This is a genomic window from Myceligenerans crystallogenes (assembly GCF_039529775.1).
Lineage (GTDB): Bacteria > Actinomycetota > Actinomycetes > Actinomycetales > Cellulomonadaceae > Myceligenerans > Myceligenerans crystallogenes.
Map to the genome: position 1 here is coordinate 875929 of NZ_BAAANL010000001.1, position 25758 is coordinate 901686.

At 71.4% G+C, this 25758-nt stretch carries 22 protein-coding genes; 14 read left to right on the forward strand and 8 right to left on the reverse strand.

Features of this window, described 5'->3' with window-relative positions:
* The first annotated feature begins 34 nt into the window (after positions 1–34).
* The 7 genes from ABD208_RS03645 (at position 35) to ABD208_RS03675 (ending at position 8279) form a co-directional block, all read left to right on the forward strand.
* Positions 35–1111, forward strand: a complete 1077-nt coding sequence (locus tag ABD208_RS03645; protein WP_344099585.1) for a BMP family lipoprotein — start codon at positions 35–37, stop codon at positions 1109–1111.
* A gap of 91 nt (positions 1112–1202) precedes the next feature.
* Complete coding sequence (locus ABD208_RS03650; RefSeq protein ID WP_344099587.1) at positions 1203–2717, forward strand: ABC transporter ATP-binding protein; 1515 nt, start codon at positions 1203–1205, stop codon at positions 2715–2717.
* Positions 2714–4063: an ABC transporter permease gene (locus tag ABD208_RS03655; protein ID WP_344099589.1), complete on the forward strand. Its 1350-nt coding sequence runs from the start codon at positions 2714–2716 to the stop codon at positions 4061–4063. The genes ABD208_RS03650 and ABD208_RS03655 overlap by 4 nt, the downstream gene beginning before the upstream one ends.
* Positions 4060–5364 carry an ABC transporter permease gene (locus ABD208_RS03660; RefSeq protein ID WP_344099591.1) on the forward strand — a complete coding sequence of 435 codons (1305 nt, stop codon included), beginning with the start codon at positions 4060–4062 and terminating at the stop codon, positions 5362–5364. Before ABD208_RS03655 ends, ABD208_RS03660 begins: the two co-directional genes overlap by 4 nt.
* A 29-nt stretch (positions 5365–5393) precedes the next feature.
* A complete protein-coding gene (locus tag ABD208_RS03665) occupies positions 5394–5828 on the forward strand; it encodes a cytidine deaminase (protein WP_344099593.1) in 435 nt (144 codons plus the stop codon).
* A complete protein-coding gene (locus ABD208_RS03670; RefSeq protein WP_344099595.1) occupies positions 5825–7135 on the forward strand; it encodes a thymidine phosphorylase in 1311 nt (436 codons plus the stop codon). Before ABD208_RS03665 ends, ABD208_RS03670 begins: the two co-directional genes overlap by 4 nt.
* A gap of 139 nt (positions 7136–7274) precedes the next feature.
* Positions 7275–8279, forward strand: coding sequence for a type IV toxin-antitoxin system AbiEi family antitoxin domain-containing protein (locus ABD208_RS03675; RefSeq protein WP_344099597.1), 1005 nt, complete (start codon positions 7275–7277; stop codon positions 8277–8279).
* Between the two features lie 150 nt (positions 8280–8429).
* Here the strand turns inward: ABD208_RS03675 and deoC are convergent, their stop codons facing one another.
* Entirely contained in the window at positions 8430–9128 is a 699-nt protein-coding gene (gene deoC / locus ABD208_RS03680; protein ID WP_344099599.1) for a deoxyribose-phosphate aldolase, read from the reverse strand.
* Between the two features lie 52 nt (positions 9129–9180).
* A complete protein-coding gene (locus tag ABD208_RS03685) occupies positions 9181–10326 on the reverse strand; it encodes an adenosine deaminase (RefSeq protein WP_344099601.1) in 1146 nt (381 codons plus the stop codon).
* 129 nt (positions 10327–10455) lie between these two features.
* On the opposite strand from ABD208_RS03685, the gene ABD208_RS03690 reads away from it, so the two are divergent.
* The 4 genes from ABD208_RS03690 to rfbB all read left to right on the forward strand — a co-directional run bounded on the left by ABD208_RS03690 (position 10456) and on the right by rfbB (position 14271).
* Positions 10456–11271 carry a siderophore-interacting protein gene (locus ABD208_RS03690; RefSeq protein ID WP_344099603.1) on the forward strand — a complete coding sequence of 272 codons (816 nt, stop codon included), beginning with the start codon at positions 10456–10458 and terminating at the stop codon, positions 11269–11271.
* A gap of 64 nt (positions 11272–11335) precedes the next feature.
* Complete coding sequence (locus ABD208_RS03695; RefSeq protein WP_344099605.1) at positions 11336–11971, forward strand: DUF402 domain-containing protein; 636 nt, start codon at positions 11336–11338, stop codon at positions 11969–11971.
* Positions 11972–12059: 88 nt separating this feature from the next.
* A complete protein-coding gene (locus tag ABD208_RS03700) occupies positions 12060–13226 on the forward strand; it encodes a nucleotide sugar dehydrogenase (protein WP_344099607.1) in 1167 nt (388 codons plus the stop codon).
* A 49-nt stretch (positions 13227–13275) separates the two neighbouring features.
* On the forward strand, positions 13276–14271 hold the full coding sequence (rfbB, locus tag ABD208_RS03705) for a dTDP-glucose 4,6-dehydratase (RefSeq protein WP_344099609.1): 996 nt from the start codon (positions 13276–13278) through the stop codon (positions 14269–14271).
* Positions 14272–14316: 45 nt separating this feature from the next.
* Here the strand turns inward: rfbB and rfbC are convergent, their stop codons facing one another.
* On the reverse strand, positions 14317–14931 hold the full coding sequence (rfbC, locus tag ABD208_RS03710; RefSeq protein WP_344099611.1) for a dTDP-4-dehydrorhamnose 3,5-epimerase: 615 nt from the start codon (positions 14929–14931) through the stop codon (positions 14317–14319).
* Between the two features lie 67 nt (positions 14932–14998).
* On the opposite strand from rfbC, the gene rfbD reads away from it, so the two are divergent.
* On the forward strand, positions 14999–15892 hold the full coding sequence (gene rfbD / locus ABD208_RS03715; protein ID WP_344099613.1) for a dTDP-4-dehydrorhamnose reductase: 894 nt from the start codon (positions 14999–15001) through the stop codon (positions 15890–15892).
* Positions 15893–15964: 72 nt separating this feature from the next.
* On the opposite strand, the gene ABD208_RS03720 is transcribed toward rfbD, so the two are convergent.
* The 4 genes from ABD208_RS03720 to ABD208_RS03735 all read right to left on the reverse strand — a co-directional run bounded on the left by ABD208_RS03720 (position 15965) and on the right by ABD208_RS03735 (position 20384).
* Positions 15965–16570, reverse strand: coding sequence for an acyltransferase (locus ABD208_RS03720; protein WP_344099615.1), 606 nt, complete (start codon positions 16568–16570; stop codon positions 15965–15967).
* A gap of 189 nt (positions 16571–16759) precedes the next feature.
* Positions 16760–17623 (reverse strand): glucose-1-phosphate thymidylyltransferase RfbA, encoded by an 864-nt coding sequence (rfbA, locus tag ABD208_RS03725; protein WP_344099617.1) that lies wholly within the window; start codon positions 17621–17623, stop codon positions 16760–16762.
* Between the two features lie 54 nt (positions 17624–17677).
* Positions 17678–19531: a phospho-sugar mutase gene (locus tag ABD208_RS03730; protein ID WP_344099619.1), complete on the reverse strand. Its 1854-nt coding sequence runs from the start codon at positions 19529–19531 to the stop codon at positions 17678–17680.
* Positions 19532–19544: 13 nt separating this feature from the next.
* On the reverse strand, positions 19545–20384 hold the full coding sequence (locus ABD208_RS03735; protein WP_344099621.1) for a purine-nucleoside phosphorylase: 840 nt from the start codon (positions 20382–20384) through the stop codon (positions 19545–19547).
* A gap of 142 nt (positions 20385–20526) precedes the next feature.
* Between ABD208_RS03735 and ABD208_RS03740 the strand changes: the two genes are divergently transcribed.
* Together ABD208_RS03740 and ABD208_RS03745 are read left to right on the forward strand one after the other, a co-directional pair.
* A complete protein-coding gene (locus ABD208_RS03740) occupies positions 20527–21810 on the forward strand; it encodes an AAA family ATPase (RefSeq protein WP_344099623.1) in 1284 nt (427 codons plus the stop codon).
* Positions 21811–21815: 5 nt separating this feature from the next.
* Positions 21816–22280: a hypothetical protein gene (locus tag ABD208_RS03745; protein ID WP_344099625.1), complete on the forward strand. Its 465-nt coding sequence runs from the start codon at positions 21816–21818 to the stop codon at positions 22278–22280.
* Between the two features lie 33 nt (positions 22281–22313).
* Here the strand turns inward: ABD208_RS03745 and ABD208_RS03750 are convergent, their stop codons facing one another.
* Positions 22314–25688, reverse strand: coding sequence for a DEAD/DEAH box helicase (locus ABD208_RS03750; RefSeq protein WP_344099627.1), 3375 nt, complete (start codon positions 25686–25688; stop codon positions 22314–22316).
* Between the last annotated feature and the right edge of the window lie 70 nt (positions 25689–25758).

The following is a 25758-nucleotide window of genomic DNA, read 5'->3' on the forward strand; positions in this document are numbered from 1 at the left end:
GCGCGACCCTCCAGAACCCATCGAGGAGCATCAGGTGAAGAAGTCTGTAGCGCTCACGGCGCTGACCGGTGCCGCCGTCATCGCACTGACCGCGTGCGGGGCGCCCCCCGAGGAGTCCACGGGCGAGGCGACCGCCAGCGACTTCCTCCCGTGCATCGTCTCCGACGAGGGCGGGTTCGACGACAAGAGCTTCAACCAGCTCAGCTACGAGGGCCTGCAGGCCGCCGCGGAGACCGTCGGGTCCGAGACCCGCGAGGTCGAGTCCACCAGCGAGAGCGAGTACCAGGGCAACGTCCAGTCGCTCGTGGACGAGGGCTGCGAGGCGATCGTCACGGTCGGCTTCGCGCTGTCCGCCGCGACGATCGAGTCGGCGACCGCCAACCCCGAGATCGACTACGTCCTCATCGACGACCCCGCCGACGCCGACCAGGACGGCACGGCGGACGCCGAGAACATCAAGCCGCTGCTGTACAACACGGCCGAGGCCGCGTTCCTCGCGGGCTACCTCGCCGCGGGCTACTCCGAGGCGGGCAAGGTCGGCACCTACGGCGGCGCCGAGTTCCCGACGGTCACCATCTTCATGGACGGCTTCAAGCAGGGCGTGGACCACTACAACGAGGTCAACGGCGCGGACGTGAAGGTCGTGGGCTGGGACGGCAAGACCGGCTCCTTCACCGGCGGCTTCTCGGCCGACGCCGCGGCCAAGGCCACGGCGGAGAACGTGCTCGGCCAGGGCGTCGACGTCATCCTCCCGGTGGGCGGCCCGATCTACCAGGCCGCGCTGAACGCGATCGAGGACTCGGGCGAGGAGGTCGCGCTGATCGGTACGGACGCGGACCTGTACGAGACCGACCCGGCCACGCAGGACCTCGTGCTCACCTCCATCCTCAAGGGCATGGACCTGTCCACGCAGCAGGCCGTCGAGGCCTCCGCCAACGGTGAGTTCGACCCGGAGCCGTACATCGGCACCCTGGAGAACGAGGGCGTGGGCATCGCCCCGCTGCACAACTTCGAGGACAAGGTCGACCCGGCCCTCGTCGAGGAGGTGGAGGCCCTCGAGGCCGACATCATCGCCGGCGAGATCGAGGTCAAGTCCTACCTGGCCGAGTGATCGGACGGTAGGCGGGGGCCGTGCGCGGTTGCCGCGCACGGCCCCCGAGTGCGTGAATGGGCACTAGTTCCGGACTGCCGGGAGGAGAATCATGCGGCTGGAGCTGCGGGGAATCACGAAGCGCTTCGGGGCGCTGGTCGCGAACGACCACATCGACCTGACGGTCGAACCCGGCGAGATCCACTGCCTGCTGGGGGAGAACGGCGCGGGCAAGTCCACGCTGATGAACGTGCTGTACGGGCTGTACGACGCCGACGAGGGCGACATCCTGCTGGACGGCGTCGTCCAGCGGTTCGGCGGCCCGGGCGACGCGATGGCGGCGGGGATCGGCATGGTGCACCAGCACTTCATGCTCGTGCCGGTGTTCACGGTGGCGGAGAACGTCATGCTCGGCCACGAGCCGGGCCGCCGCGGCGTGCTGGACGTGGAGTCCGCGCGGCGTCAGGTCCGGGAGATCTCGGAGCGGTTCGGCTTCCACGTCGACCCGGACGCGCTGGTCGAGGACCTCCCGGTGGGCGTGCAGCAGCGCGTCGAGATCATCAAGGCGCTGTCGCGCAACGCCGACGTCCTGGTCTTCGACGAGCCGACGGCGGTCCTCACGCCCCAGGAGACCGACGAGCTGATGGCGATCATGCGGCAGCTGCGCGACTCCGGCGCCGCCATCGTCTTCATCACCCACAAGCTGCGCGAGGTCCGCGAGGTCGCGGACCGCATCACCGTCGTCCGGCACGGCAAGGTGGTCGGCGAGGCCAGCCCCACGGCGTCGGACGCGGAGCTCGCCTCCCTCATGGTGGGCCGTGCCGTCGAGCTGACCGTGCGCAAGGGCGCGCCGGCCTACGGCGAGCACTCCCTGACGGTCAGCGGCCTGCAGGTGGTCGACGAGTCCGGCGTCGTCGTCGTGGACGACGTCTCCTTCGAGGTGCGCGGCGGCGAGGTGCTCGCCGTCGCGGGCGTGCAGGGCAACGGCCAGACCGAGCTCACGGAGGCGCTGCTCGGGCTGCAGGACGACGTCGCCGGGAGCGTGCTGCTCGACGGCGCGGAGCTGACCGGGAGAAGCGTCCGCAAGGTGCTCGACCGCGGCGTCGGCTTCGTGCCGGAGGACCGCACCCACGACGGGCTGGTGGGGGAGTTCACCATCGCGGAGAACCTCATGCTGGACCGGTCGGACGGCGCGCCGTTCGTGAGATCGGGGTCCCTGCAGCTCGGGTTCCGCGACACGTTCGCCCGCGACGCCGTCGCCGAGTACGACGTGCGCACGCAGGGCATCGACACGCCGGTGGGCCGCCTGTCGGGCGGCAACCAGCAGAAGGTCGTGCTCGCCCGCGAGCTGAAGCGCGACCTGCGGCTGCTGGTCGCCGCGCAGCCGACGCGCGGCGTCGACGTCGGCTCCATCGAGTTCATCCACAAGCAGATCGTCGCGACGCGCGACGCCGGGGTCCCCGTGATCGTCGTCTCGACGGAACTGGACGAGGCCGTCGCGCTGGGCGACCGGATCATGGTGATGTACCGCGGGCGCGTGGTGGGCATCGTCCCGGCGACGACGCCGCGCGACACCCTCGGGCTGATGATGGCGGGCATCGCGCCGCAGGAGCAGGAGGCGGCATGAACGAGGACAGCAAGCCCGGGATCGAGCCGGGCCTCGCCGAGGAGCTCGAGCAGGAGAAGGCGCGGCAGGCCGGTGCCCCCGCGGGCCCGGACGCCGCCGACACCGAGGCGTGGCTCGCCAAGGCGCTGCAGGACACGATGGCCCATCCGTGGACGACGGCGGTGGGCGCGGTGCTGCTCGCGGTGCTCGTCGGCTCGGTGATGATCGCGTTCACCGACGAGGACGTCACCGCCGCGGCCGCCTACTTCTTCAGCCGCCCCGGCGACACGTTCGCGGCGCTGGGCGACGCGATCGGCGGCGCCTACTCGGCGCTCTTCCGCGGCGCGGTGTTCAACCCGCGCGCGGAGGGCTTCGCGGCCCAGATCCGGCCGCTGACCGAGACCTTCAACTACGCGACGCCGCTCGTCGCGGCCGGGATCGGCATCGCGCTGGCGTTCCGCGCCGGCCTGCTGAACATCGGCGGCCAGGGGCAGATGCTCATGGCCGCGGTCTGCGCCGGCTGGGTCGGCTTCGGCGTCACCGGGCTGCCCGCCGGGCTGCACGCGGCGCTCGCCGTCGTCGCCGGCATGGCGGGCGGGGCGGTCTGGGCCGGGATCGCGGGCGTGCTCAAGGCCCGCACCGGCGCCCACGAGGTGATCGTCACGATCATGCTCAACTGGATCGCCTTCTACCTGCTCGCCTACCTGCTCGCGACGCCGGGCCTGCTGCAGGCCCCCGGGTCGGCGAACCCGAAGACGCCGCCCACGCTGCCCTCGGCGCAGCTGCCGCCGCTGCTGGGCGAGCGGTACAGCCTGCACTGGGGCTTCGTGCTGGCGCTGGCCGCGGTGGTGTTCGCGTGGTGGCTGCTGAACCGCTCCTCGGAGGGGTTCCAGTACCGCGCGGTGGGATCGAACCCGCGGGCCGCGCGCGTGGCGGGGATCGACGTCGGGTGGAGCACGGTCAAGGTGATGCTGCTGTCCGGCGCGCTGGTCGGGATCGCGGGCGCGTCCCAGGTGCTGGGGCAGGTGACCACCGGGTTCAGCGGGGACATCGACGCGGGCGTCGGGTTCGACGCGCTGACCGTCGCCCTGCTCGGCGGGTCGAGCCCGTGGGGCGTGCTGGCCGCCGGCATCCTGTTCGGCGCGTTTAAGGCGGGCGGCACCGCGATGCAGGCGTCGGAGGGCGTGCCCAGCGACATCGTGCTCGTGGTGCAGTCCCTCATCGTGCTGTTCATCGCCGCGCCGACCCTGGTGCGGGCGATCTTCCGGCTGCCCGATCCGGCCCGGCGGCGTCGTCCGCCCGGGAGATCCCGCAAGGCCCCGAAGGCCGCCGGGAGCACTGTCGCGAGCAAGGGAGCAGCAGCATGAGCGCCGTGGTCGAGACCCAGGGCGCGGCGGGCGCGCCGTCGTCGGGCGGCACGGAACGGCGTGTGACGCAGGTCGGCTGGAAGGCGGCGGGCGGGTTGCTCGCCGTGGGCGTGCTGTACGCGCTGCTGCTCGTGGCGACGCCGCGCGGCGGCGACGTGAACTTCGCGCTGTCGCGGCGCGCGGACGCGATCCAGATCCCGGTGATCTCCGTGCCGGGGATGCCGCTGGCGTGGGGCGCGCTGGTGGTCGTGGCGCTGGTCGCGGCGTTCTCCGTGGCGCTGACGCTGCGGAACCGCAGGACGCCGCTGTGGGCGATCGCCGTGTTCGGCGTCGCGATCCTCACCGGGTTCCTCGCGTGGGCGGGGTCCGGGAGCTCGGGGACGCTGTCGGTCGTGGGTCTGCTGGGCGGGGCGCTGCTGTGGTCCGTGCCGCTCGTGTACGGGTCCCTGAGCGGCGTGATCGGGGAGCGGTCCGGCGTGATCAACATCGCGATCGAGGGGCAGATGCTCGCGGCCGCGTTCACGGCCGCGGTGGCGGGCTCGCTGACCGGCTCGCCGTGGGTGGGGCTGGCCGGCGGGCTGCTGTCGGGCGTGCTCGTGGCGCTCGTGCTCGGGCTGTTCACGGTGACGCACAAGGTCAACCAGATCATCGTCGGCGTCGTGCTGAACGTGCTGGTGCTGGGCCTGACGACGTTCCTGTACACGCAGGTCCTGGTGCCCGACGCCGCCCGGCTCAACACGTCGCCGCGGTTCGGCAGCTGGGGGATCCCGCTGCTCTCGGAGATCCCCGTGATCGGCCCGGTGCTGTTCGACCAGACCCCGCTCGTCTACCTCATGTACCTGGTGGTCGCGGGCGTCTGGTTCGGGATGTACCGCACCCGCTGGGGCCTGCGGCTGCGCGCCGTCGGCGAGCACCCCAAGGCCGCGGACACCGTCGGCATCGACGTCGCCCGCACCCGCTACGGCGCCCTCCTGATCGGCGGCGCCTGCGCCGGCCTGGGCGGCGCGTTCTACACGACGGTGGTGCTGGCGCAGTTCGGCCAGAACATGACGGCGGGCGCCGGGTTCATCGCCCTGGCCGCGATGATCTTCGGCAAGTGGGACCCGGTCCGGGCGGCCCTGGCCGGCCTGCTGTTCGGCTTCGCGTCCAACCTGCAGAACGTGCTCAGCGTGGTCGGCTCACCGGTCCCGAGCCAGTTCATGCTCATGATCCCGTACGTGGTCACCCTGTTCGCGGTGGCGGGCCTGGTGGGCCGCTCCCGCCCCCCGGCGGCCAACGGCGAACCCTACGTCAAGGGCTGAGGCGTGGGCGGACCAGGAGGGATGGCGCTGTGAACGACGTCGACTGGGTGGGGCTGCGGGCGACCGCGCGTGAGGCCCTGCGCTTCGCCTATGCGCCGTACTCCGGTTTCCCTGTCGGGGCGGCCGCGATCACCGCCGACGGGCGGGTGCTCACCGGGGCGAACGTCGAGAACGCCGCCTACGGCGTGACGCTCTGCGCGGAGTGCTCCCTCGTGAGCGCGCTGATGATGTCCGGAGGCGGGCGGCTCGTGGCGTTCACGTGCGTGAACGGGGACGCGGAACTGATCATGCCCTGCGGGCGGTGCCGGCAGCTGCTGTGGGAGCACGGCGGGCCCGGCCTGCTCGTGGAGACGCCGCAGGGCGTGCTCACGATGGAGCAGGTGCTGCCGCAGGCGTTCGGACCGGAGGATCTGGCGCGGGTGTCGCGGCCCGGCCCGCCAGGAAGCGGAGAGGACAAGTCATGACCGAGCAGTTCGACGCCGTGGACGTGATCCGGGCCAAGCGGGACGGGATCGCCCTGTCGCAGGGGCAGATCGACTGGGTGCTCGACGCGTACACGCGGGGCGCCGTGGCTGACTACCAGATGTCGGCCCTGGCCATGGCGATCTTCCTGAAGGGGATGTCGCGCGCGGAGATCGCGGCCTGGACCCGCGCCATGATCGCGTCCGGGGAGCGGATGGACTTCTCCGGGCTGTCGCGGCCGACGGCCGACAAGCACTCCACCGGCGGCGTCGGCGACAAGATCACGCTCCCGCTCGCGCCCCTCGTCGCCTGCTTCGGCGTGGCCGTGCCGCAGCTGTCCGGGCGCGGGCTCGGGCACACCGGCGGGACGCTGGACAAGCTGGAGTCGATCCCGGGGTGGCGGGCCGCGCTGTCGAACGACGAGATGCTCGCGCAGCTCGACGACGTCGGCGCCGTGATCTGCGCCGCCGGCAGCGGCCTCGCGCCCGCGGACCGCAAGCTCTACTCCCTGCGCGACGTGACCGGGACCGTGGAGTCGATCCCGCTCATCGCCAGCTCGATCATGTCCAAGAAGATCGCCGAGGGGACGGGCGCGCTCGTGCTCGACGTGAAGGTCGGCTCCGGCGCCTTCATGAAGTCCCTCGGCGACGCACGCGAGCTCGCCCGCACCATGGTGGACCTGGGACGCGACGCGGGCGTGCACACCGTCGCCCTGCTCACCGACATGTCGGTGCCGCTCGGGCTGACCGCCGGGAACGCGCTGGAGGTCGCCGAGTCCGTCGAGGTGCTCTCGGGCGGCGGGCCGGCCGACGTCGTCGAGCTGACCGTGGCGCTCGCCGTCGAGATGCTGGCGGGCGCCGGGAAGCCGGCGTCGCCCGACGACGTGCGGGCCGCGCTCACCGACGGCCGCGCGATGGACGCCTGGCGCCGCATGATCGCCGCCCAGGGCGGCGACCCGGACGCGCCGCTGCCGGTCGCGCAGGAGACGGAGACCGTCACGGCCGACGCCGACGGCGTCCTGACCCGCCTCGACGCCTACGCGGTCGGGATCGCGGCCTGGCGCCTGGGCGCGGGCCGCGCCCGCAAGGAGGACCCGGTGCAGGCCGCCGCGGGCGTCCGGCTCCACGCCAAGCCGGGCGACCGCGTCATGGCCGGCCAGCCCCTGCTGACGCTCCACACGGACACCCCGGACCGCTTCACCCGTGCCGGGCAGTCCCTGGAGGGCGCCTGGGAGGTGGCCCCGGAGGGCACCCCGGAGGCGATCGCCGCGACCACCCCGGGCAAGCTGATCCTCGACCGCATCGCGTGAGGCGTCCGGGGCGGCAGCCCTGACGGTGCGGGCCGGAGGACGTCTTCGAGGAGCCGAGCCGCCGGGCGAGCTCGTCGTGGACGTATATCCCTGTGGATAGCTGAATTGCCCGGGGAGTGCTATGTGATGTCATGGCATGGTGACAGACGACGTATCGCTGCCGTCCGACCTCATCGTGCTGGCCCGCGGGCAGGCCGGTTACGTGAGCACCGCGCAGGTCAGCGGGTGCCGGATCTCGGACAGGCGGTTTCGTCAGCTCGTCCACGCCGGGCGGCTGGTCCGTGTGATGCGCGGCGTCTACGACACCGGCGTCCTGTCCCGGGACCTCCGGGAGCGGCACCCCTACGACCGTGAAAGACGGCGATCGGTGCGGCGCGCTCTGGTCGCGTACGCGAACGGGGCGGCCGTCGGCGCCGGAGCGCTGGCGTTGCACGGGGTGCGCGGGCTTCCCCGGGTGATCACCGTCGAGGTGGCGATGCGTGGCGGCGGCTACGCGCAACCGCGCGGCGACATCCGGGTCAGGCAGATCGACCTGCGCGGGAACACCGTGCGTATCGAGGGCGCGCCGGTCGCGCGATTGCCCGTCGCCTTCGTCCAGGCGCTCGACACCCTGGACCGGGAGTCCTGGGTGGCCTGCGCGAATGACGCGCTCCGACGCGGGCTGACCACCGGCGTCGAACTGGCGGACGCGCTGCACGCCGGCCGCGCCCGCCGGGGCGTCGCGCGGCGTCGTCATTGGTTCGGCCTGACGAACAAGCTCCTGGAGTCGCCTCTCGAGACGAGGGCCTGGCTCGCGCTGTGGGACGCCGACATCGTTCCCGACGAGCTTCAACGAGACATTCATGCCCCCGACGGCAGGTTCCTGGGCCGCGCCGACATGGCGTGGTATCTCGGGAGGGGCAGATGGTTGCTCGTGGAGATCGACGGCAGCGAGCACCACTCGAGCACCTCGCAGCTCGCCGCGGACGCGGTCCGCCAGAACGGCGTCCTCAACCAGCTCCGGTACCGGCTCCTCCGGTACCGGGCGCCACAGCTGTTCCCGCCGGACGGGTTCGTCGCGGAGATCGAGGCCGTCCTCCGAGAGGAAGCCTGGACCTCCGGCCGACAGGTCCCGGGCCCGACATCGGTGATTACCTCGACCTGACCACCGGCGGGCCCGGCGCGGCCGGGCAGACGTCGGCCCGGGGGCTGAGGACCACGAGGTTGCTGTCCGCCACCACGAGGTTGCGTCGCATCGTGCCAGGAAGACCGCACAGCAAACTCGTGGAGCGATCAGGAACCTCGTGGTCCCTCGTCAGTAGGTGTCCGGGGACTGCGGGGGTGCGGCCGGAGTGGCAGCGTCCAGGACCGCGGCCGTGGCGGAGAGGCCCAGACGGGTGGCGCCCGCCTCGATCATCGCCGTGGCCTTGGGCCAGTCGCGGATGCCGCCCGAGGCCTTGATGCCCAGGCGGCCGCCGACCGTGCGGGCCATCAGGGTGATCGCCTCGAGCGTGGCGCCGCCGGTGGGGTGGAAGCCCGTGGAGGTCTTGACGAAATCGGCGCCGGCGGCCTCGGCGGCCTCGCACGCCGCGACGATCTCCTCGTCGGTCAGCGCGCCGGACTCGATGATGACCTTGAGGACCCGGCCCGCCGGGACCGCGGCGCGCACGGCCGCGATGTCCGCCCGGACGTCGTCGAACAGGCCGGCCTTCGCGGCGCCGACGTCGATGACCATGTCCACCTCGTCGGCGCCGTCGGAGATCGACCGGGCGGCCTCGGCCGCCTTGGTCTCGCTCGCGTGCTTCCCGGAGGGGAAGCCGCACACCGTGGCGATCTCGAGGCGCCCGGCGGCGACCTCGCGGGCGTGCGCGACGAACGTCGGCGACACGCACACCGAGAAGACGCCGAGGGCCGCGCCCTCCTCGACGAGGGCGGTCACGTCGGCGGCGGTCGCCTCCGGCTTGAGGAGGGTGTGGTCGACGACGGCGGCGAGCGCCGCGCGGTCCATGGTCATGGGTGCTCCGTCCTGGTGTTGCCTGTCTCCCGGGCCTGCTGGTGCCCGGGCCTTACAGCGAGGCCCGCTCGATCTTCTGGAAACCGGGCACGATGACCTGCTCGACCAGCGCGCGGCGCTCGTCGTGGTGCGCGAACGCGCTCCACGCGGCGGTCACGGTGACGTCGAGCAGGTCCTCAAGGGTCCAGCCGGCCTCGGTGTTCAGGAGCATCATCTCGTGGCTCAGGGACGTGCGGGACATCAGGCGGTTGTCGGTGTTCAGCGTCACGGCGAAGTCGAGTTCCTTCAGCCGCGTGATCGGGTGGTCCGCGATCGAGGTGGCCGCGCCGGTCTGCGTGTTGGAGACCGGGCACACCTCCAGCGGGATCTGCTGGTCGCGGACCCAGTTCGCGACGGGGCCGAGGGTGGCCGAGCCGCCCGCGCCGTCGGACCCGGAGATCCGGTCGGTGCCCGGCGCCGGAGCGCCGTCGTCGGTCCCGAACGTGATGTCCTCGATGATCCGTACGCCGTGCCCGAGGCGCAGGGCCTGCCCGACGGCGACGGCGTCGGCGACGGAGCCGACGCCGGCGGCCTCGCCCGCGTGGATCGTGACGGGGATCTGGTGCGTGGCGAGGTGCCGCCAGACGCCGTCGTGCCGCGAGGGCGGGAAGCCCTGCTCGGGGCCGGCGAGGTCGAAGCCGAGGACGCCGTCGCCGCGCAGGGCGATCGCGAGGCCCGCGACCTCGGCCCAGTGGTCGGTGTGCCGCAGCGCGCACAGGATCTGGCCGGCGCGGAGGGTGCGGCCGTCGGCGGCGGCGCGGGCGATGCCGTCGTCGATCCCGGCCTGGACGGCCTCCACGGCCTGCGTCATGGTGAGGCCGCGGGCCAGGTGCTGCTCGGGGGCCCAGCGGAGCTCGGCGTGGACGACGCCGTCGGCGGCGAGGTCGAGCACGGCCTCGCGGGCGACCCGCTCCAGGGCTTCGGCGGTCTGCATGACGGCGACCGTGTGGGCGAAGGTCTCGAGGTAGCGCTCCAGCGACCCGGAGTCCGCGGACGTGGCGAACCAGTCGGCCAGGGCGTCCGGGGTGGCGGCGGGGAGCTCGTGCCCGACGTCGGCGGCGAGCTCGAGGACGGTCGCGGGCCGCAGCCCGCCGTCGAGGTGGTCGTGCAGGAGGACCTTGGGCAGCGCCTGCACGACGTCGGCCCCGAGATGTGTCATGCCACCAACCTACCTACTGCCCGGCGGAGAGGGCGTCCGGCGGCGGACCGGCGCGCCCCCGCGGCGGCCGTCCGGTGTGACGCGGGCCGCGTCGAACCTCGCGGCGATCGGGGTTAGGCTGACCTAACCATGTCACAGATCGTCGAGAGCCCCCCGGGTGCCGCGCCCCGTCGCGCCGCCCCGCCCGTCGTCGCCGTCGTCATCGCCGTGGAGCGGCTGACGCCGCACATGGTGCGCGTCACGCTCGGGGGTGACGCGCTGCGCGCCGTCGACCCGGGCGAGTTCACCGACCGGTACGTCAAGCTCGTGCTCGCGCCGCCGCCCGCGCCGGACGCGCGGCCGGTCGTGCGGGCGTACACGATCCGGCGCGTGCACGCCGAGGGGTGGGACGTCGACGTCGTCGAGCACGGCGACGTCGGGTACGGCGGGCCGTGGGCCCGGCGCGTGCAGGTCGGCGACGAGGTCGGCTTCCTCGGCCCGGGCGGCGCGTACGCGCCGTCGGCCGACGCCGACTGGCACCTCCTGGTCGGCGACGAGTCCGCGCTGCCCGCCGTGGCGGCGGCCTGCGAGGCGCTGCCGAGCGGCGCCGTCGCGCACGCGTTCATCGAGGTCGCCGGGCCTGCCGAGCGGCAGGAGATCGTGTCCGACGGCGCGCTGCGCGTGACCTGGGTGCACCGGTCCGCCGACGGCGTCACGCTGGCCGACGTCGTCCGCACCGCGCACGAGGCGGGCGACCTGCCCGGCGGCGTGCCGCACGCCTTCCTGCACGGCGAGGCCGGCGTCGTCCGCGACCTGCGTCGCTGGGCCCGCGCGGAGCTCGGCGTCCCCCGGGAGCTGCTCTCCGCGTCCGGCTACTGGAAGCAGGGCCGCGACGACGAGGGCTGGCGCGCCGAGAAGAAGTCCTGGAACGCCGCCGTCGAACAGGACGACGCGGCGCTGGGGTAGCGGCCGGCGCGGTGGCACCGCCCGGGGCTGCGGCCGGCCTCCGTGGTCGAGATAGGGTCGGGGCGTGGCCGAGAGACCCGTTACTGCTGGTGATGGCGTGTGGGTGCGGTACACGAAGTTCGACGGGAGTCCCCACTGGGAGTTCGGGGTCCGGTATCTCGGGTCCGACGAGTTCGGCGAGTGGGTCGGATATCCCGCCGGGACGCTGTTCGCGCGGCCCGGGCTCTCGTACCGGGCCGGGACCGCCGGGGTCGGGTGCTTTCCCGGCGCCGGGTGGACGCCCGCGTTCTACCCGCGCGACGCGGAACCCCCCGGCAAGAACCGCGTGTACGTCGACCTGACGACCGTCCCGGCGTGGCGGCGCATCGGCGGCGCGGGCCACGGCGGCGCCCGCGGGAACGACGACGTGCCCGACCCGCGCTGGGAGGTCACCATGGTGGACCTCGATCTCGACGTGATCGGCGTCCGCGACGGGCGCACCGACAAGCGCGGGCGCGGCCCGGCCTTCATCGACGACCAGGACGAGTTCGCACTTCACCGCGAGCGATACGGGTATCCGCCGGAGCTGGTCGCCCGGGTCGAGGCGGACGCGGAGTACCTGCTCGCGGCCGTGCTCGCGGGGACCGCGCCGTTCGACGACGTCGTCCCCGAACGGTGGTTCGCCGCGCTGGAACGGCTGCCGCGCGAGGAGGCTCGATGAGAAGGTCCGGGAACGAGCTGAGGGGAAGTCCTGCGGTTCGGGCCGAAGCGGACATTCGCCCGAGGCGCCTGCACGTACCATGGGCGCCATGAAGATCGCCGTCGTCGGTACGGGCTATGTGGGCCTGTCGAACGCAGTCCTGATCGCACAGAACCACGAGGTGTGGGCAGTCGATCTGGACGAGAAGAAGGTCGCGCTGGTCAACGAGGGCAGGTCGCCCATCGTCGACGCCGAGCTCGAGGAGTACCTCGCCGGCCGCGACCTCAACCTGACCGCGACGCTGGACGCGGACGCGGCCTACCAGGGCGCCGAGGTCGTCGTCGTCGCCACGCCGACGAACTACGACGAGGCCACGAACTTCTTCGACACCTCCTCGGTCGAGTCCGTGATCGCGCACGTGCTGCGCGTCTCGCCGGACGCGACGATCGTGGTCAAGTCGACGATCCCGGTGGGCTTCACGGAGCGCGTGCGCTCCGAGCACCCGGGCGCCGCGATCATCTTCTCCCCGGAGTTCCTGCGCGAGGGCAAGGCGCTGTACGACAACCTGCACCCGTCGCGGATCGTCGTCGGCGACCGGTCGGAGCGCGGCAAGAAGTTCGCGGACCTGCTGCTGGAGGGCGCGATCACCAAGGACGTGCCGATCCTGCTCACGGACCCCACCGAGGCCGAGGCGATCAAGCTGTTCGCCAACACCTACCTGGCCCTGCGCGTGGCGTACTTCAACGAGCTCGACTCGTACGCCGTCACCCACGGCCTGGACACCGCGCAGGTCATCGAGGGCGTCGGCCTGGACCCGCGCATCGGCTCGCACTACAACAACCCGTCGTTCGGGTACGGCGGCTACTGCCTGCCGAAGGACACCAAGCAGCTGCTGGCGAACTACTCCGACGTGCCGCAGAACCTGATCCAGGCGGTCGTGGACGCGAACACGACCCGCAAGGATTTCGTCGCCGCCGACATCCTGCGGCGCGACCCGAAGGTGGTCGGGGTGTACCGCCTCGTGATGAAGGCCGGCAGCGACAACTTCCGCGCGTCGGCCATCCAGGGGATCATGAAGCGGATCAAGGCCAAGGGCGTCGAGGTGGTCGTGTACGAGCCCACCCTCGGCGAGTCCGAGTTCTACCACTCCGAGGTGATCGACGACCTCGACGAGTTCAAGTCGCGCGCCGACGTCATCATCGCCAACCGCCGCACGGAGCTCCTCGACGACGTCGCGGAGAAGGTCTACACCCGCGACATCTACGGCCGCGACTGATCCGTCCGCACCGCGCGCAGGACGAACGACACACGGGGAGTTGCCCAGCGTGAAGGTACTGGTCACCGGCGGAGCCGGTTTCATCGGAGCGAACTTCGTCCAGCAGACGGTGCGGGAGCGCCCGGACGCGGAGGTCACCGTCCTGGACGCGCTCACCTACGCCGGGGACCGGGGCTCGCTCGCCCCGGTCGCCGAGCGGGTGCGGCTCGTCGAGGGCTCGATCACGGACGCCGGCCTGGTGGACGGCCTCGTCGGGGAGTCCGACGTCGTCGTCCACTTCGCGGCGGAGTCGCACAACGACAACTCGCTGGACGACCCGTCGCCGTTCGTGACCACGAACCTCGTCGGGACGTTCACGCTGCTGGAGGCCGTGCGCAGGCACGGCGTGCGGTTCCACCACATCTCGACCGACGAGGTGTACGGGGACCTGCCGCTGGACACGCCCGAGAAGTTCACCGCGGACACGCCGTACAACCCGTCGAGCCCGTACTCCTCGACGAAGGCCGGCAGCGACCTGCTGGTGCGGGCCTGGGTGCGCTCGTTCGGCGTCGCGGCGACGATCTCGAACTGCTCCAACAACTACGGCCCCTACCAGCACATCGAGAAGTTCATCCCGCGGCAGGTCACCAACCTGATCGACGGCGTGCGGCCGCGGCTGTACGGCGCCGGGCTGAACGTGCGCGACTGGATCCACGTCGAGGACCACAACGCGGCCGTCTGGGCGATCGTCGACAGGGGCCGGATCGGGGAGACCTACCTGATCGGGGCCGACGGCGAGAGGAACAACCTCGAGGTCGTGCGCACCCTGCTGGAGCTCTTCGGCCGCGAGCCGGACGACTTCGACCACGTCGCCGACCGCCCCGGCCACGACCTGCGGTACGCGATCGACGCCACCAAGCTCCGCGACGAGCTCGGCTGGACGCCGCGCTACACGGAGTTCCGGGACGGCCTGGCGGCGACCGTGGACTGGTACCGCGCCAACGAACCGTGGTGGCGCCCGGCGAAGGCCGCGACCGAGGCCAGGTACGCGAAGACGGGACAGTGAGGACGCGACGTCCTCACGGTCCCGCCGGGGCGCCCGCCGGCTCGGTCACCGCCTGGTCGCGAGGAAGTCGCCGACCGACTCCATCGAGGGCAGGAGGCCCTGGCGCCCGGCCTCCTCGAGGGTCGGGGCCTTGTCGTCCTTCTCCGACAGGAGCGGCGTGAGGGGGCTCCCGTCGCGAGCCGTCGCCGGCCACTCGATGCCGATCTGCTCGTCCAGCGGGTGGATGCCGTGCTCGCGCTCGGGCGCGTAGCCCGCCGAGCAGAAGTACATGACCGTGGAGTGGTCCTCCAGGGACAGGAAGGCGTGGCCCAGGCCCTCGGAGAGGTAGATCGCGCGGCGGTCGGTGTCGTCGAGCAGGACGCCGTCCCACCGCCCGAACGTCGGGGAGCCGACGCGGAGGTCGACGACGACGTCGAGCACCGCGCCCCGCAGGCACTGCACGTACTTGGCCTGGCCGGGCGGCACGTCGGCGAAGTGGATGCCGCGCAGCACGCCCGCCGCGGAGACGGAGCAGTTGGCCTGCTGCAGGTCGAAGGAGTGGCCGACGGCGTCCTCGAACGCGCGCGCCGTGAACGCCTCCAGGAAGAGCCCGCGCGGGTCGCCGAACTGCTTCGGGGTGATCTCGAACGCGCCGGGCACGGACAGCTCGCGGTACTGCATCGGGGCTCCTCGGGGCAACAGGGGTCCACCAGGCATCAGGTGGGTCACGGACCCTAGGATCGTACGCATGGAACACGACGCGGACGTGCGCGAACGATGGCTGGTCGTCGGCGCGGCCGGCATGCTCGGGCAGGACATGGCGGCGGCCGCCACGGCCGCCGGGCACGACGTCGCGGGAACCCGGCGGGCACCGGGCGGGGCGGGCGGGCCGGGGCCGGTGCTCGACCTCCTCGATCCGGTGGCCGTCGCCGAGGTGGTGCGGGGGTACGACGTCGTCGTCAACTGCGCGGCCTGGACCGCCGTCGACGACGCCGAGACGCACGAGGCGGAGGCGTTCGCCGTGAACGCCGCGGGGGCGGCGCATCTCGCGCGGGCCTGTGCGGCGTCGGGCGCCCGGCTGGTGCACGTCTCCACGGACTACGTGTTCGACGGCGCGGCGACGGCGCCCTACCCGGCCGACGGCGTCGTCGCGCCGCGGTCCGCGTACGGGCGGACGAAGGCGGCGGGGGAGTGGGCCGTGCGGGCCGAGGCGCCGGACGCCCTGATCGTGCGTACCGCGTGGCTGTACGGCGCCGGGGGCGGATGCTTCCCGAGGACGATGGCGCGGCTCGCGGCCGAGAGGGAGCTGCTGCACGTCGTCGACGACCAGGTGGGCCAGCCCACCTGGACACGGGACCTCGCGGACCTGATCGTGCGGCTGGTCGCGGCGGGCGCGCCGGCGGGCATCTACCACGGCACGGCGTCGGGCGAGACGTCGTGGTTCGGGTTCACCGAGCGGATCGTGGCGGCGTCGGGCGCCGAGGTGAAGCTCGAGCCGACCACGACGGACGCCTTCCCCCGCCCGGCCCCGCGCCCGGCCTACTCGGTGCTGTCGCACGACACGCTGGAGCGGGCGGGCGTCGAGCCGATCGGCGACTGGGCCGGGCGCTGGGCCCGGGCCGCGCCGGAGGTGCTCGCCTGAGAGCGCGGCGAGGCGCGGGGCGGGAGCCAGGATCGAGGCTCCCGCCCGCGGCCGCACCGGACGGGTCAGGCGTCAGGAAGCCCGCGCCTGGGACACCCGCGCCGCGTCGCTCTGGTCGTCCTGGGTGGCCAGGTCGCGGATGAGGCGGGCCGGGACGCCGCCCACGAGCGCGTTCTCCGGTACGTCCGCGGTGACCACCGCGCCGGCGGCGACGACCGCCCCCGCGCCGACCGTCACACCGCCCAGGATGGTGGCGCCGGCGCCGATCCAGGCGCCGTCCCCGATCTCGATCGGTGCCCAGTAGAGCTTGCCCGCCCGGCGCTGCGCCGGGCCGATCTCGTGGGTGTCGCTGATGAACCGCGCGAACGGCCCGACGTTCACCCGCTCGCCGAGCGTCGTGCCCGGCCGGATGTAGGCCGACCGGTTGATGAACGTGCCCTTGCCGATCTGCACGGGCCCGAGGATCTCGGTGTCCCGGTAGATCGTCACGAGGTCGCCGATCACCACGTCGCCCCGGTCGCTCTCCAGGAACCGGACGCCCGGGTCGATGGAGCACTTCTCGCCGATCGTGACGCCGTCACGGGCGGGGAGCTCCTGCGGCGGCGTGGTGATCCTGCCGAGGGCTCGGCGCAGCTTCCTGACGTACGGTCCTGTCGGTTCGGCATCCTGTACCGGCATGGCTCCATGCACCTCCGTGGTCCTCGCGGCAGGGGCCGGACGTGCGCCCCCTTCGTTCCTGGGTTAAGTTTGGCATACCCGATCGGTTAGATCGGAATTTACCACGCTGCTGCGTGCCGAGGCGCGTGGGCGACCGGACCATCCCCGGCCGGTCGTCCACGCGCCTCTCCTGGCCACGCGGCCCGCGGGCTACCCGTTCAGCAGGCCCAGCAGGTAGCGGCCGTAGCCGGACTTGGTGAGCTTCTCGGCGCGGGCGCGGAGCTCGTCGTCGGACAGGAAGCCGCGGCGCCAGGCGACCTCCTCCGGGGAGCCGATCTTGAGGCCCTGGCGGTGCTCGATGGTGCGGACGTAGTCCGAGGCCTCCAGGAGCGAGTCGAACGTGCCGGTGTCGAGCCAGGCGGTGCCGCGCGGCAGCACCTCGACCTGGAGCTTGCCGCGCTCCAGGTAGTGCCGGTTGACGTCGGTGATCTCGTACTCGCCGCGGGCCGAGGGCTCCAGGCCCTTGGCGATCTCGACCACGTCGTTGTCGTAGAAGTACAGGCCCGGAACGGCGTAGCTGGACTTCGGGTCCGCGGGCTTCTCCTCCAGGGAGATCGCGCGGAACTCGTCGTCGAACTCGACGACGCCGTACGCGGTGGGGTCGGCGACCCGGTAGGCGAACACGGCGCCGCCGTCGATGCCGGAGAACCGGGTCAGCTGGCCGCCGAGGCCGGGTCCGTAGAAGATGTTGTCGCCCAGGACGAGGGCGGCGTCGTCGGACCCGAGGAAGGACTCACCCAGCACGAACGCCTGCGCGAGGCCGTCCGGGGAGGCCTGGACGGTGTACTGGATCGAGACGCCGAACTGCGACCCGTCGCCCAGCAGCCGCCGGAACTGCTCGGTGTCGTGCGGTGTGGTGATGACCAGGATGTCCCGGATCCCCGCCAGGATCAGCGTGGACAGGGGGTAGTAGATCATCGGCTTGTCGTAGACCGGGACCAGCTGCTTGCTGACCCCGAGCGTGATCGGGTGCAACCGCGTACCGGACCCGCCGGCCAGAATGATTCCGCGCATGCCCGGATCCTTTCATGGCAAGCATTCCGGGCAATTCGAGGCGTGGTGCGTGGGTCAGAGACCCAGCGCCCCGGACAGCTCCTGCCTGAGGCGTTCCAGGCGCCGCTGCGCCGCGACCCGGAGGCGGCCCAGCTCCTGCGCGCCGGTGGTGCCGGCGACCGGCGTCGTGACCTCGAGGTAGCACTTCACCTTCGGTTCGGTGCCGCTCGGGCGCACGATGACCCGGGTGTCGTCGGCGGCGAGCAGCAGCAGGCCGTCGGTGGGCGGCAGGCCGTCCGCGCCCTCGGAGAGGTCCTGGACGCGGGTGACCAGGGAGCCGTCCAGGCTCGCCGGCGGGGCCCCGCGCAGCCGGGACATCGCGTCGCCGATGCGCGCGACGTCGTCGAACCGGGCCGCGAGCTGACCGGTGGTGAACAGGCCGTACGTCCGGGCGATGTCGTCGAGCGCCCCGAGCAGGCTGCTCCCGGACTCCTTGAGCCGTTCGGCGAGCAGCGCCACCTGCAGGGCCGCGGACAGCCCGTCCTTGTCGCGTACCGCCTCCGGGTCCACGCAGTAGCCGAGGGCCTCCTCGTAGCCGAACACCAGGCCGGGCGTGCGCGCGATCCACTTGAAGCCGGTCAGCGTGGTCGCGTGGCGCAGGCCGTGGCGTTCCGCGATCCGCCCCAGCAGGCGGGACGAGACGACGGAGCAGGCGAGCGTGCCCTCCTGCGTGCGCCGTGCGACGTCCCAGCCGAGCAGCGCCCCGACCTCGTCGCCGGTGAGCATCCGCCAGCCGTGCGAGCGCGCCGTCTCGGCGCCCTGGTACGTGCCCCAGTCCGGGTCGAGGACGGCCACGGCGCAGCGGTCGGCGTCGGGATCGTTGGCGATGACGACGTCGGCCCGCACGTCGGACGCGATCGACAGGGCCAGGTCGAGCGCGCCCGGCTCCTCCGGGTTCGGGAAGCGCACGGTGGGGAAGCCGGGATCGGGCTCCAGCTGCTCCTCGACGGGGATGACGTCGGTGAACCCGGCGTCCGCGAGCACCCGGGCCAGCGTGCGGCCGCCGACGCCGTGCAGCGCCGTCGTGACGATCCGCAGCGGCTGCGTGCCGGGCTCGTCGACGATCTTGAGCGCGGTCTGCCCGAGGGTCGGCGGCGGGAGATGCGGCGCGTGGGCGTCCCGGATCCGCAGGTCCGGGTCGCGCAGGGCGGCGACCCTCTTGAGGTAGGCCTCGTGGATCTCGCTGCCCAGCACGGTCCAGCCGGCGTCGGCGCGGGGGACCGCCGACGCGCCGCCCTCGGCGGACGCGAACCGGGAGATCTCCGCGGCGATGCGGGTGTCGTACGGCGGCACGATCTGCGCGCCCTGCCCGGCGTCGCCGACGACGCGGCCGCCGAGGTAGACCTTGTAGCCGTTGTCCGCGGCGGGGTTGTGGCTCGCGGTCACCATGACGCCGGCGTCCGCGTCCAGGTGCCGCACCGCGAACGCGAGGACCGGCGTCGGCAGGGCGGCGGGCAGGAGCGACACGTCCGCGCCCGCGGCCGTCAGGACGGCGGCGGTGTCGTGCGCGAACCGCTCGGAGCGGTGCCGCGCGTCGTAGCCGACGACGACGCGGGGCCGCGCCTCCTCGAGCTCGGACGTCAGGTAGGCCCCCAGGCCCGCGGCCGCCGTGATCACCACGGCGCGGTTCATCCGGTGCGGCCCGGCCGCCATCACGCCGCGCAGGCCCGCGGTGCCGAACTCCAGGAGGCCGGAGAACCGGTCGCGGAGCTCGGCGAACGCGATGTCGCGCAGGCGCGGGTCCTGGGTCTTGGCGAGCAGGGCGCGCAGGTCCGCGCGGTCGGCGTCGTCGACGTCGTCGGCGATCCAGCGCTCGGCCCGCTCGATCACGTCGTCGTGGGCGATCACGCCGTCGTCCAGGATGCTCATGGGACGTGCCACCTCAGATCTTCGCGGCGATGCGGGCGAGCAGGTCGCTGATGCGCGGGCCGGCCTCCTTGCCCGCTTCCAGCACCTCCTCGTGGGAGAGCGGCTGCGGGCTGATGCCGGCGGCGAGGTTCGTGACCAGGGAGATGCCGAGCACCTCCATGCGGCAGTGCCGCGCGGCGACGGCCTCGAGGACCGTGGACATGCCGACCAGGTCGGCGCCGAGGATCGTGGCCATCTTGACCTCGGCCGGGGTCTCGTAGTGCGGGCCGGGGAACTGCGCGTACACGCCCTCGGGGAGCTCCGGCTCGACCTCCTGGGCGAGCTTGCGCAGGCGGGGCGAGTAGACGTCGGTGAGATCGACGAACGTCGCGCCCTCCAGCGGGCTGCGCGCCGTCAGGTTCAGGTGGTCCTTGAGGAGGACCGGCTGCCCCGGGCGCCAGCCGATGTGCGTGCTGCCGCAGCCGTTGGTGAGGATCAGGGTCTCGGCGCCGGTCGCGGCGGCGGTGCGCACGCCGTGCGCCACGCGGCGCACGCCCTTGCCCTCGTAGAGGTGGGTGCGCGAGCCGAGCACGAGCGCATGCCGCACGGAACCGTCGGCCCGCTCCACGCGGATGGACCGCGTGGTGGCGCGGTGCCCGTCGACGGCCGGCGCGCGGAAGCCCGGGATCTCCGACGTGGGCAGCTCCGCGACGACGTCGCCGAGCAGCTCGGCCGCCCCGCCCCAGCCGGACCCGAGCACCAGCGCGATGTCGTGCCCGGCCACGCCGGACTTGCCCGCGATGTACTCCGCCGCGGCGGCGGCGACGTCGAACGGGTCGGTGCTGGGATCGTCGAGGTCTGGGACGGTGCTCATGGGATCGAGGTTAACCGCCGCTGACATGCCCGGCCAACGGCCGGGGAACGGGTGCGTCTGACAGACTCACCGGCGTAAAACTTGGGACGTCGCGCGTGCTGTGTCTAGAGTGGTGGCGTCCACGGACCCGAGAAGGGAACCCATGTCCTACGCGCACCTGACCGAACTGCGGTTGACGGCGTTCAAGTCGTTCCGCGACCAGGTCCTGCCGATCGACCCGACGACGATCCTGATCGGGAGGAACGGGTCGGGGAAGTCGAACGTACTCGATGCCTTGGATGTCATGGCGAGGCTCGTGCGTGGGGGGACTCTGGCCGAGGCGCTTCGACCGATTCGTGGGGGCGCCTCGGGGTGCGCGCCGCATGGGAGCGACTCGTTCCAACTGGGATGCACCGTAGATTCCAGTGAAGGGCAGTTCCGATACGACGTCGGCATTCGGATCAGGCCGAGGGTTGAAATTATTTCGGAGCGGATTGCTGTGACGTCTGGCGGCGACGAATGGCGAAATGTTATCGACATTCATGCCGCCGATGGCATCGAGATTCTGAGTATTAAAGATGAACCTGAGCAACATGTTCCGGCTGGACGGCTATCGACCGGCCCGATCGTCAATGTTCGGGCGAGGTCACAGTTCCCGAGCGGAAAAATGGGGGGCGATGCGGCTCAGGTAGTCATCGCTGAGGCGTTGAGGTCTGTATTTCACCTTGAACCAACCCCGTACTCGATGCGCGAATACGTAGCAGCTGACAGTTTCGCGCTCGAAAGGGGGGCTGCGAACATCTCCGCCACCCTGGCCAGGTTCGAGAATTCAGGTGATGGTCGTCGCCTGGAGCGCTTGCGGTCCCTTGTCGATGTCGTGTCAGATCTGGAAATCCAGAAACTCGCACTGATCAGGACATCCGTCAACGATGTCATGCTGAGTGTCTCCGAACAGGTTGGCCCAAGAGTTGAGGACTCGACGGCTCGCGAACTAAGTGATGGAATCTTGCGTCTTGCCGCGGTCGGTTCAGCGCTCGTGGCCCAGCGGGATGAGCTGGATCTGCTGGAGCCTCTGGTCGACAAGCCGACGACGACGCTTGTGATGGAGGAGATCGACAACGGACTGCATCCTGCGCAAGCCGAACGCGTTCTGGATCTCGTGCGCAGGACGACGGCTGAACTGGGCAACAGAATCGTCCTGACCACCCATAACCCGGCGTTCCTGGACGCAGCGACCGGAGAGATCAACAGTTCGGTCATCGTCTGCTACCGCGATCGGGAGACCGGACGCTCCATGCTCAGCCGCGTCACAGATCTACCGACCTACGCCCGTGACATGACCGTGGGTGGCATCGGCGAGGCGGTCACGCGCGGGAAGCTGAGCGGGGACCCTGAGCCGCCGCAGGACTACACCGAGTTCTTCGACTTCATGAGGTCTGCGGAATGATGCGGGTGGCCTTCATCGACACGAGTGTGCTCGACAACGTCGTCCCGGTGCCGGGCCGTGACCAGGACCGGGAGACCGTCGAGATCGGCCTGAAGGATCGTGTGGAACGTGGCGTCCGGCTCGTCCTTCCGGTCACGGCGGTCATCGAGACGGGGAACCATGTCGCCCAGGTCAAGGACGGCAGGGCTCGCCGCACGACCGCCGAGCGATTCGTCCGCCTGCTCGAACTGGTCCGGGACGGCAAGGCGCCCTGGCAGTTCAATCCGGCGGCCTGGTCGGAGGACTACTGGGACGCCCTGCTTCGTGGCGCTTCGACCGGACAGACGCTCCTGGACCTCCTGTGCCAGCAGATGGGCACAGGAGACCTGGCGATCATCGCGGAACGCGACAAGTACGTTGCCGCATCTGGGCTGCCGTCGGATTCGGTCGAGGTGTGGACGTTGGATGGTCTGCTCGCGGCCCAAGGCTGATTCGACGGGTCGGTGAGCCTGGGCGGTCCTGCATCACCGTGGTGGCCTCCTGCCGTCGTGCTTGCGGATCTGCCCGGGCCCTTCGCCGATGTGTCCGGCAAGCACCGAGAAGTACCGCAGTCTCGACCAGCGCTCGAGGTCTCCGAGGACGACGATCCCGCGCCGGGCGCGAGAGACGGCGACATTCGGGACGCTCGGGTTCATCGCGGCCCAGCTGATCGATTCGGTGGCAGAACCGCCCAGGACGAGTAGGACGACCTCTGCCTCCTTGCCCTGGGTCTTGTGCACGGTGCCGACGCGTTCCGCCCTTCTGGGGAGCAGGTCAGCGAGTTCCACCTCAAGTGTGTCAGCGACGTCGCGGTACGGGCTGATCACGAAGACCCTCTCCGCCAGGTTCCATGTCGCGCCGTGGCGCTCTTTCCCACGGGCGTCGATCCTGCCCAGCACGCTCCGTGCCCACAGCCCGAGCAGGGGATCCCAGCGTCCCGGGCCGGACGGTACGTCGATCCAGGTGTTGTGGTTCAGAAGGCGCGGGGAGTCGTCGTCCTTGACCCCGTGCACCATCATGCCGTCGTAGGCGATCGCGTTGCTGATCGCGAACATCGGGTTCGCGCAGCGGCGATGCACCCGTAGCGGCATCCCCACCCATACGTCGTTCCCGTCGTCGGCGGGCAGCAACGTGCCGAACGGGGTGACGCGGTCGGCCGTGGCCTGCACGGAGCGGTGCGAGGGCAGCCACTGGTGATCGAGGCCGAAGTGTGCGCGCAGGTACTCCTGCACTTTCGGGTCCAGGGTGACAACGGGATCGAGCTGGAGCGGGTCACCGACGATCACCGCGCGCTGTGACCGCCACAGGGCGCCCACGGCATGCTGCGGGCGGGCCTGCCCCGCTTCGTCGACGACGAGCCATCCGAACGCCTCGCGCCCGGTACGGTCGAACATTCGCGGAAGCGAATCGAATGTCGTGGAAACCATCGGGATCGCGAGGAACAGAGTCTGCCAGGCGGCGAGGATCCGGTCGGGGGAGACATCTGGTGGCACCTGGCCCTCAAGGACCTTCGTCATGGTGAACAGATTCGCGCGCACGACGCCGCCTGCCTCGACGAGCAGGGACTTGTGCAGGTCCAGCGCGGCGAGGAACAACGCCGACCGCGCACGGAAGAACTCCTCGTCCATCCAGGGGGACGACCTCTCCCGCAGTTCCATGGCAGAGACGTCGCGGCCTCCGGCATTCCATTCCGCGCCGGGGACCGTTCCGGGCCAGGTTTTTCTGACGTGCGCCAGCTCGGCGGCCCGCCGTTGTGCCTCGTTCTGGGCGGCGGATGCGGTCTGCTCGGTCCCTTGAGCAACTTCCAGTGCCTTGCGCAGTTCGGCGTGCTCGTCCGAGGCCGCCGACCATGCGACCTGGGAGGTGGCGAGCCCGGCGGACAACGTCTCATGGGTGCGGAGCCACTCCGTATACCTCGCGCGCCGGAAGAGACGCGTCAGCCATCCCGGACGCGCCGCGTTGTGGCTGTCGACAGCGGCAGTCGTCGCTCGCAGGCCGTCAAGGAGTTCGCCGACGCGTTTCTCGGCGTCGTCGGTCAGTGTCTGCGCCTGCTCCCGGGCGGTGACGGCTTCGTTGTGCCGTGTCCACGCGACGCGGTACTCCTCCGCCAGGAACTCCTCCGTGACCACTGGCTTCCCCGGTCGGACGAGGTCATCCGCCACGGACTGGCGGGCACTGCGCAGGCGTTCCACCAGGCGGAGAGCCTCGTTAAACCTGGCGACGGCGTCATGCCAGGCCACGACCGTTCCGTCGCCGGGGGCGGCCGACTTCAGGAATTCGTGGAGCCCGATTCGAGGGTCCGCGGGCAAGGCTTTGCGCCAGTGGTTCTCGACGAACCTCTCGCGGTGGTCCTTCTTGCCGAGCACCGCGGACACGGCACCCCAGGAGTCCTTTCCGGTGGCGATCCCCGCCTGCTCAGCAAAGTAGTCCGCATCGGGGTAGCTCTCGTGGTCGATGGACTGGCGTAGGGGCAGTTCCCGCGAGATGTTCTCGACCGCACCGTTGTTCGACGACGTGACGACCAGTTCGTATCCGGTCAGAGCGGCGATCGGCGGATGGACCCTTTGCTCCATCCCGGCCGCGGTCCTCCAGGTCAACGGGTCAGGGGCAAAGGCGTTCCTGGCGTTCGGAAGCGAGGCGAGTATCTTCGCTCGTTCGACGACGACGCCGGCGACGACGTCCTGCAGCATCGTCGTCTTACCTGTTCCCGGCGGGCCGTTGACGCTGCGTAGGCCTCGGCTTCCAGACGCGCCCAGGTCGGCGAAGATCTCGTTGATCGCGAGTTGCTGGCTGGCGGACAGACGGTACTCGCCTGGCCAGCACCCTGCGGGGATCCGAGTCGGCGACAGCCCGTCGAGCAGGGCGCGAGGATGCACGCGCAGGTCGGTGCGGGCCGAGTGATCCACGGCGTCGTCGTGCGTGAGATAGCGGGTGAGGGCTGGTCCGACGTCGTTCCGGCGCAGCGCCGTGGCAACCGTTCCCAGGTCGTGGGCCTGAAAGCTCGCGAGCATCGACGAGGAGTCCGAACCGGCGGAGACCTCGCGCCTGTGAACCCCGACGTGGACCGGTACCAGGGACTCGCGCACCCCGAAGGCCTCGGCGGCCCACTCGGTCAGCCCGGCGAGGTCGTCGTAGGTCAGCGCGTGGGGCCCGATGCTCGGGGCGGCCGGTCTCCTGCCGTCCGTTGCCGCATTCCTGGTGACCTCGTCACGGAGATCGTCAGTGGCCTTGGCGGCGATCGCCTCGCCGACCTTTTCGGCGACGATCGCAGTGAGCTGGCTGAGCACCGGTGCGGCCGCGGTGACTAGGATCGCGGGTATCGCTCCGATGCCCCCGGTCACGGCTGCAAGGGCCCAGCCGGCCGCGCCCGCCACACCACTCTTGCCGGTGGTCCGGCCGATGTCGATCACCCCAGCGCCGACCCCGGTGAGGATCGCGGCCAAGTTCTCCTGGGCGTCGTCGAACTGGTCGAACCAGTCCTCGTCGTTCTCCTTGAGGCGGCGAGCGCTCCCCACCGCCCAGGCACAACTGGAGATCGCGAGGCTGCCGACGATGTATCGACCTCGGTCATCCACGTCGAATGTGGCCAACGCAGATCGTCCGGACGCTCTGCGGCGTTTCCCGCCGGGATCCGCGGTCGGTGTCAGCTCGAGTGACTCGCACACCGCGTCGGCAACCCGTGCGAGATCGAAGATGCCGAGGTAGACGGTGTGGCGCCATACCTTGCCCAGCGTATTGGCCTCTGTGGCGTCCCACGGGAGTGGTTTCCCGGCTCGAACATCCACAAGACCGAGCCCTCGCGGCAACGGCTGCGGATCGAAGTGCTCGATCGTCTGCCAATAACGGACAACATCAGACATCTTACGGCTCTTCGCCATACGCCTCACGCGGGCAATAATCGCGAGTGGCCCCAGAGGCGTCAATTACCGC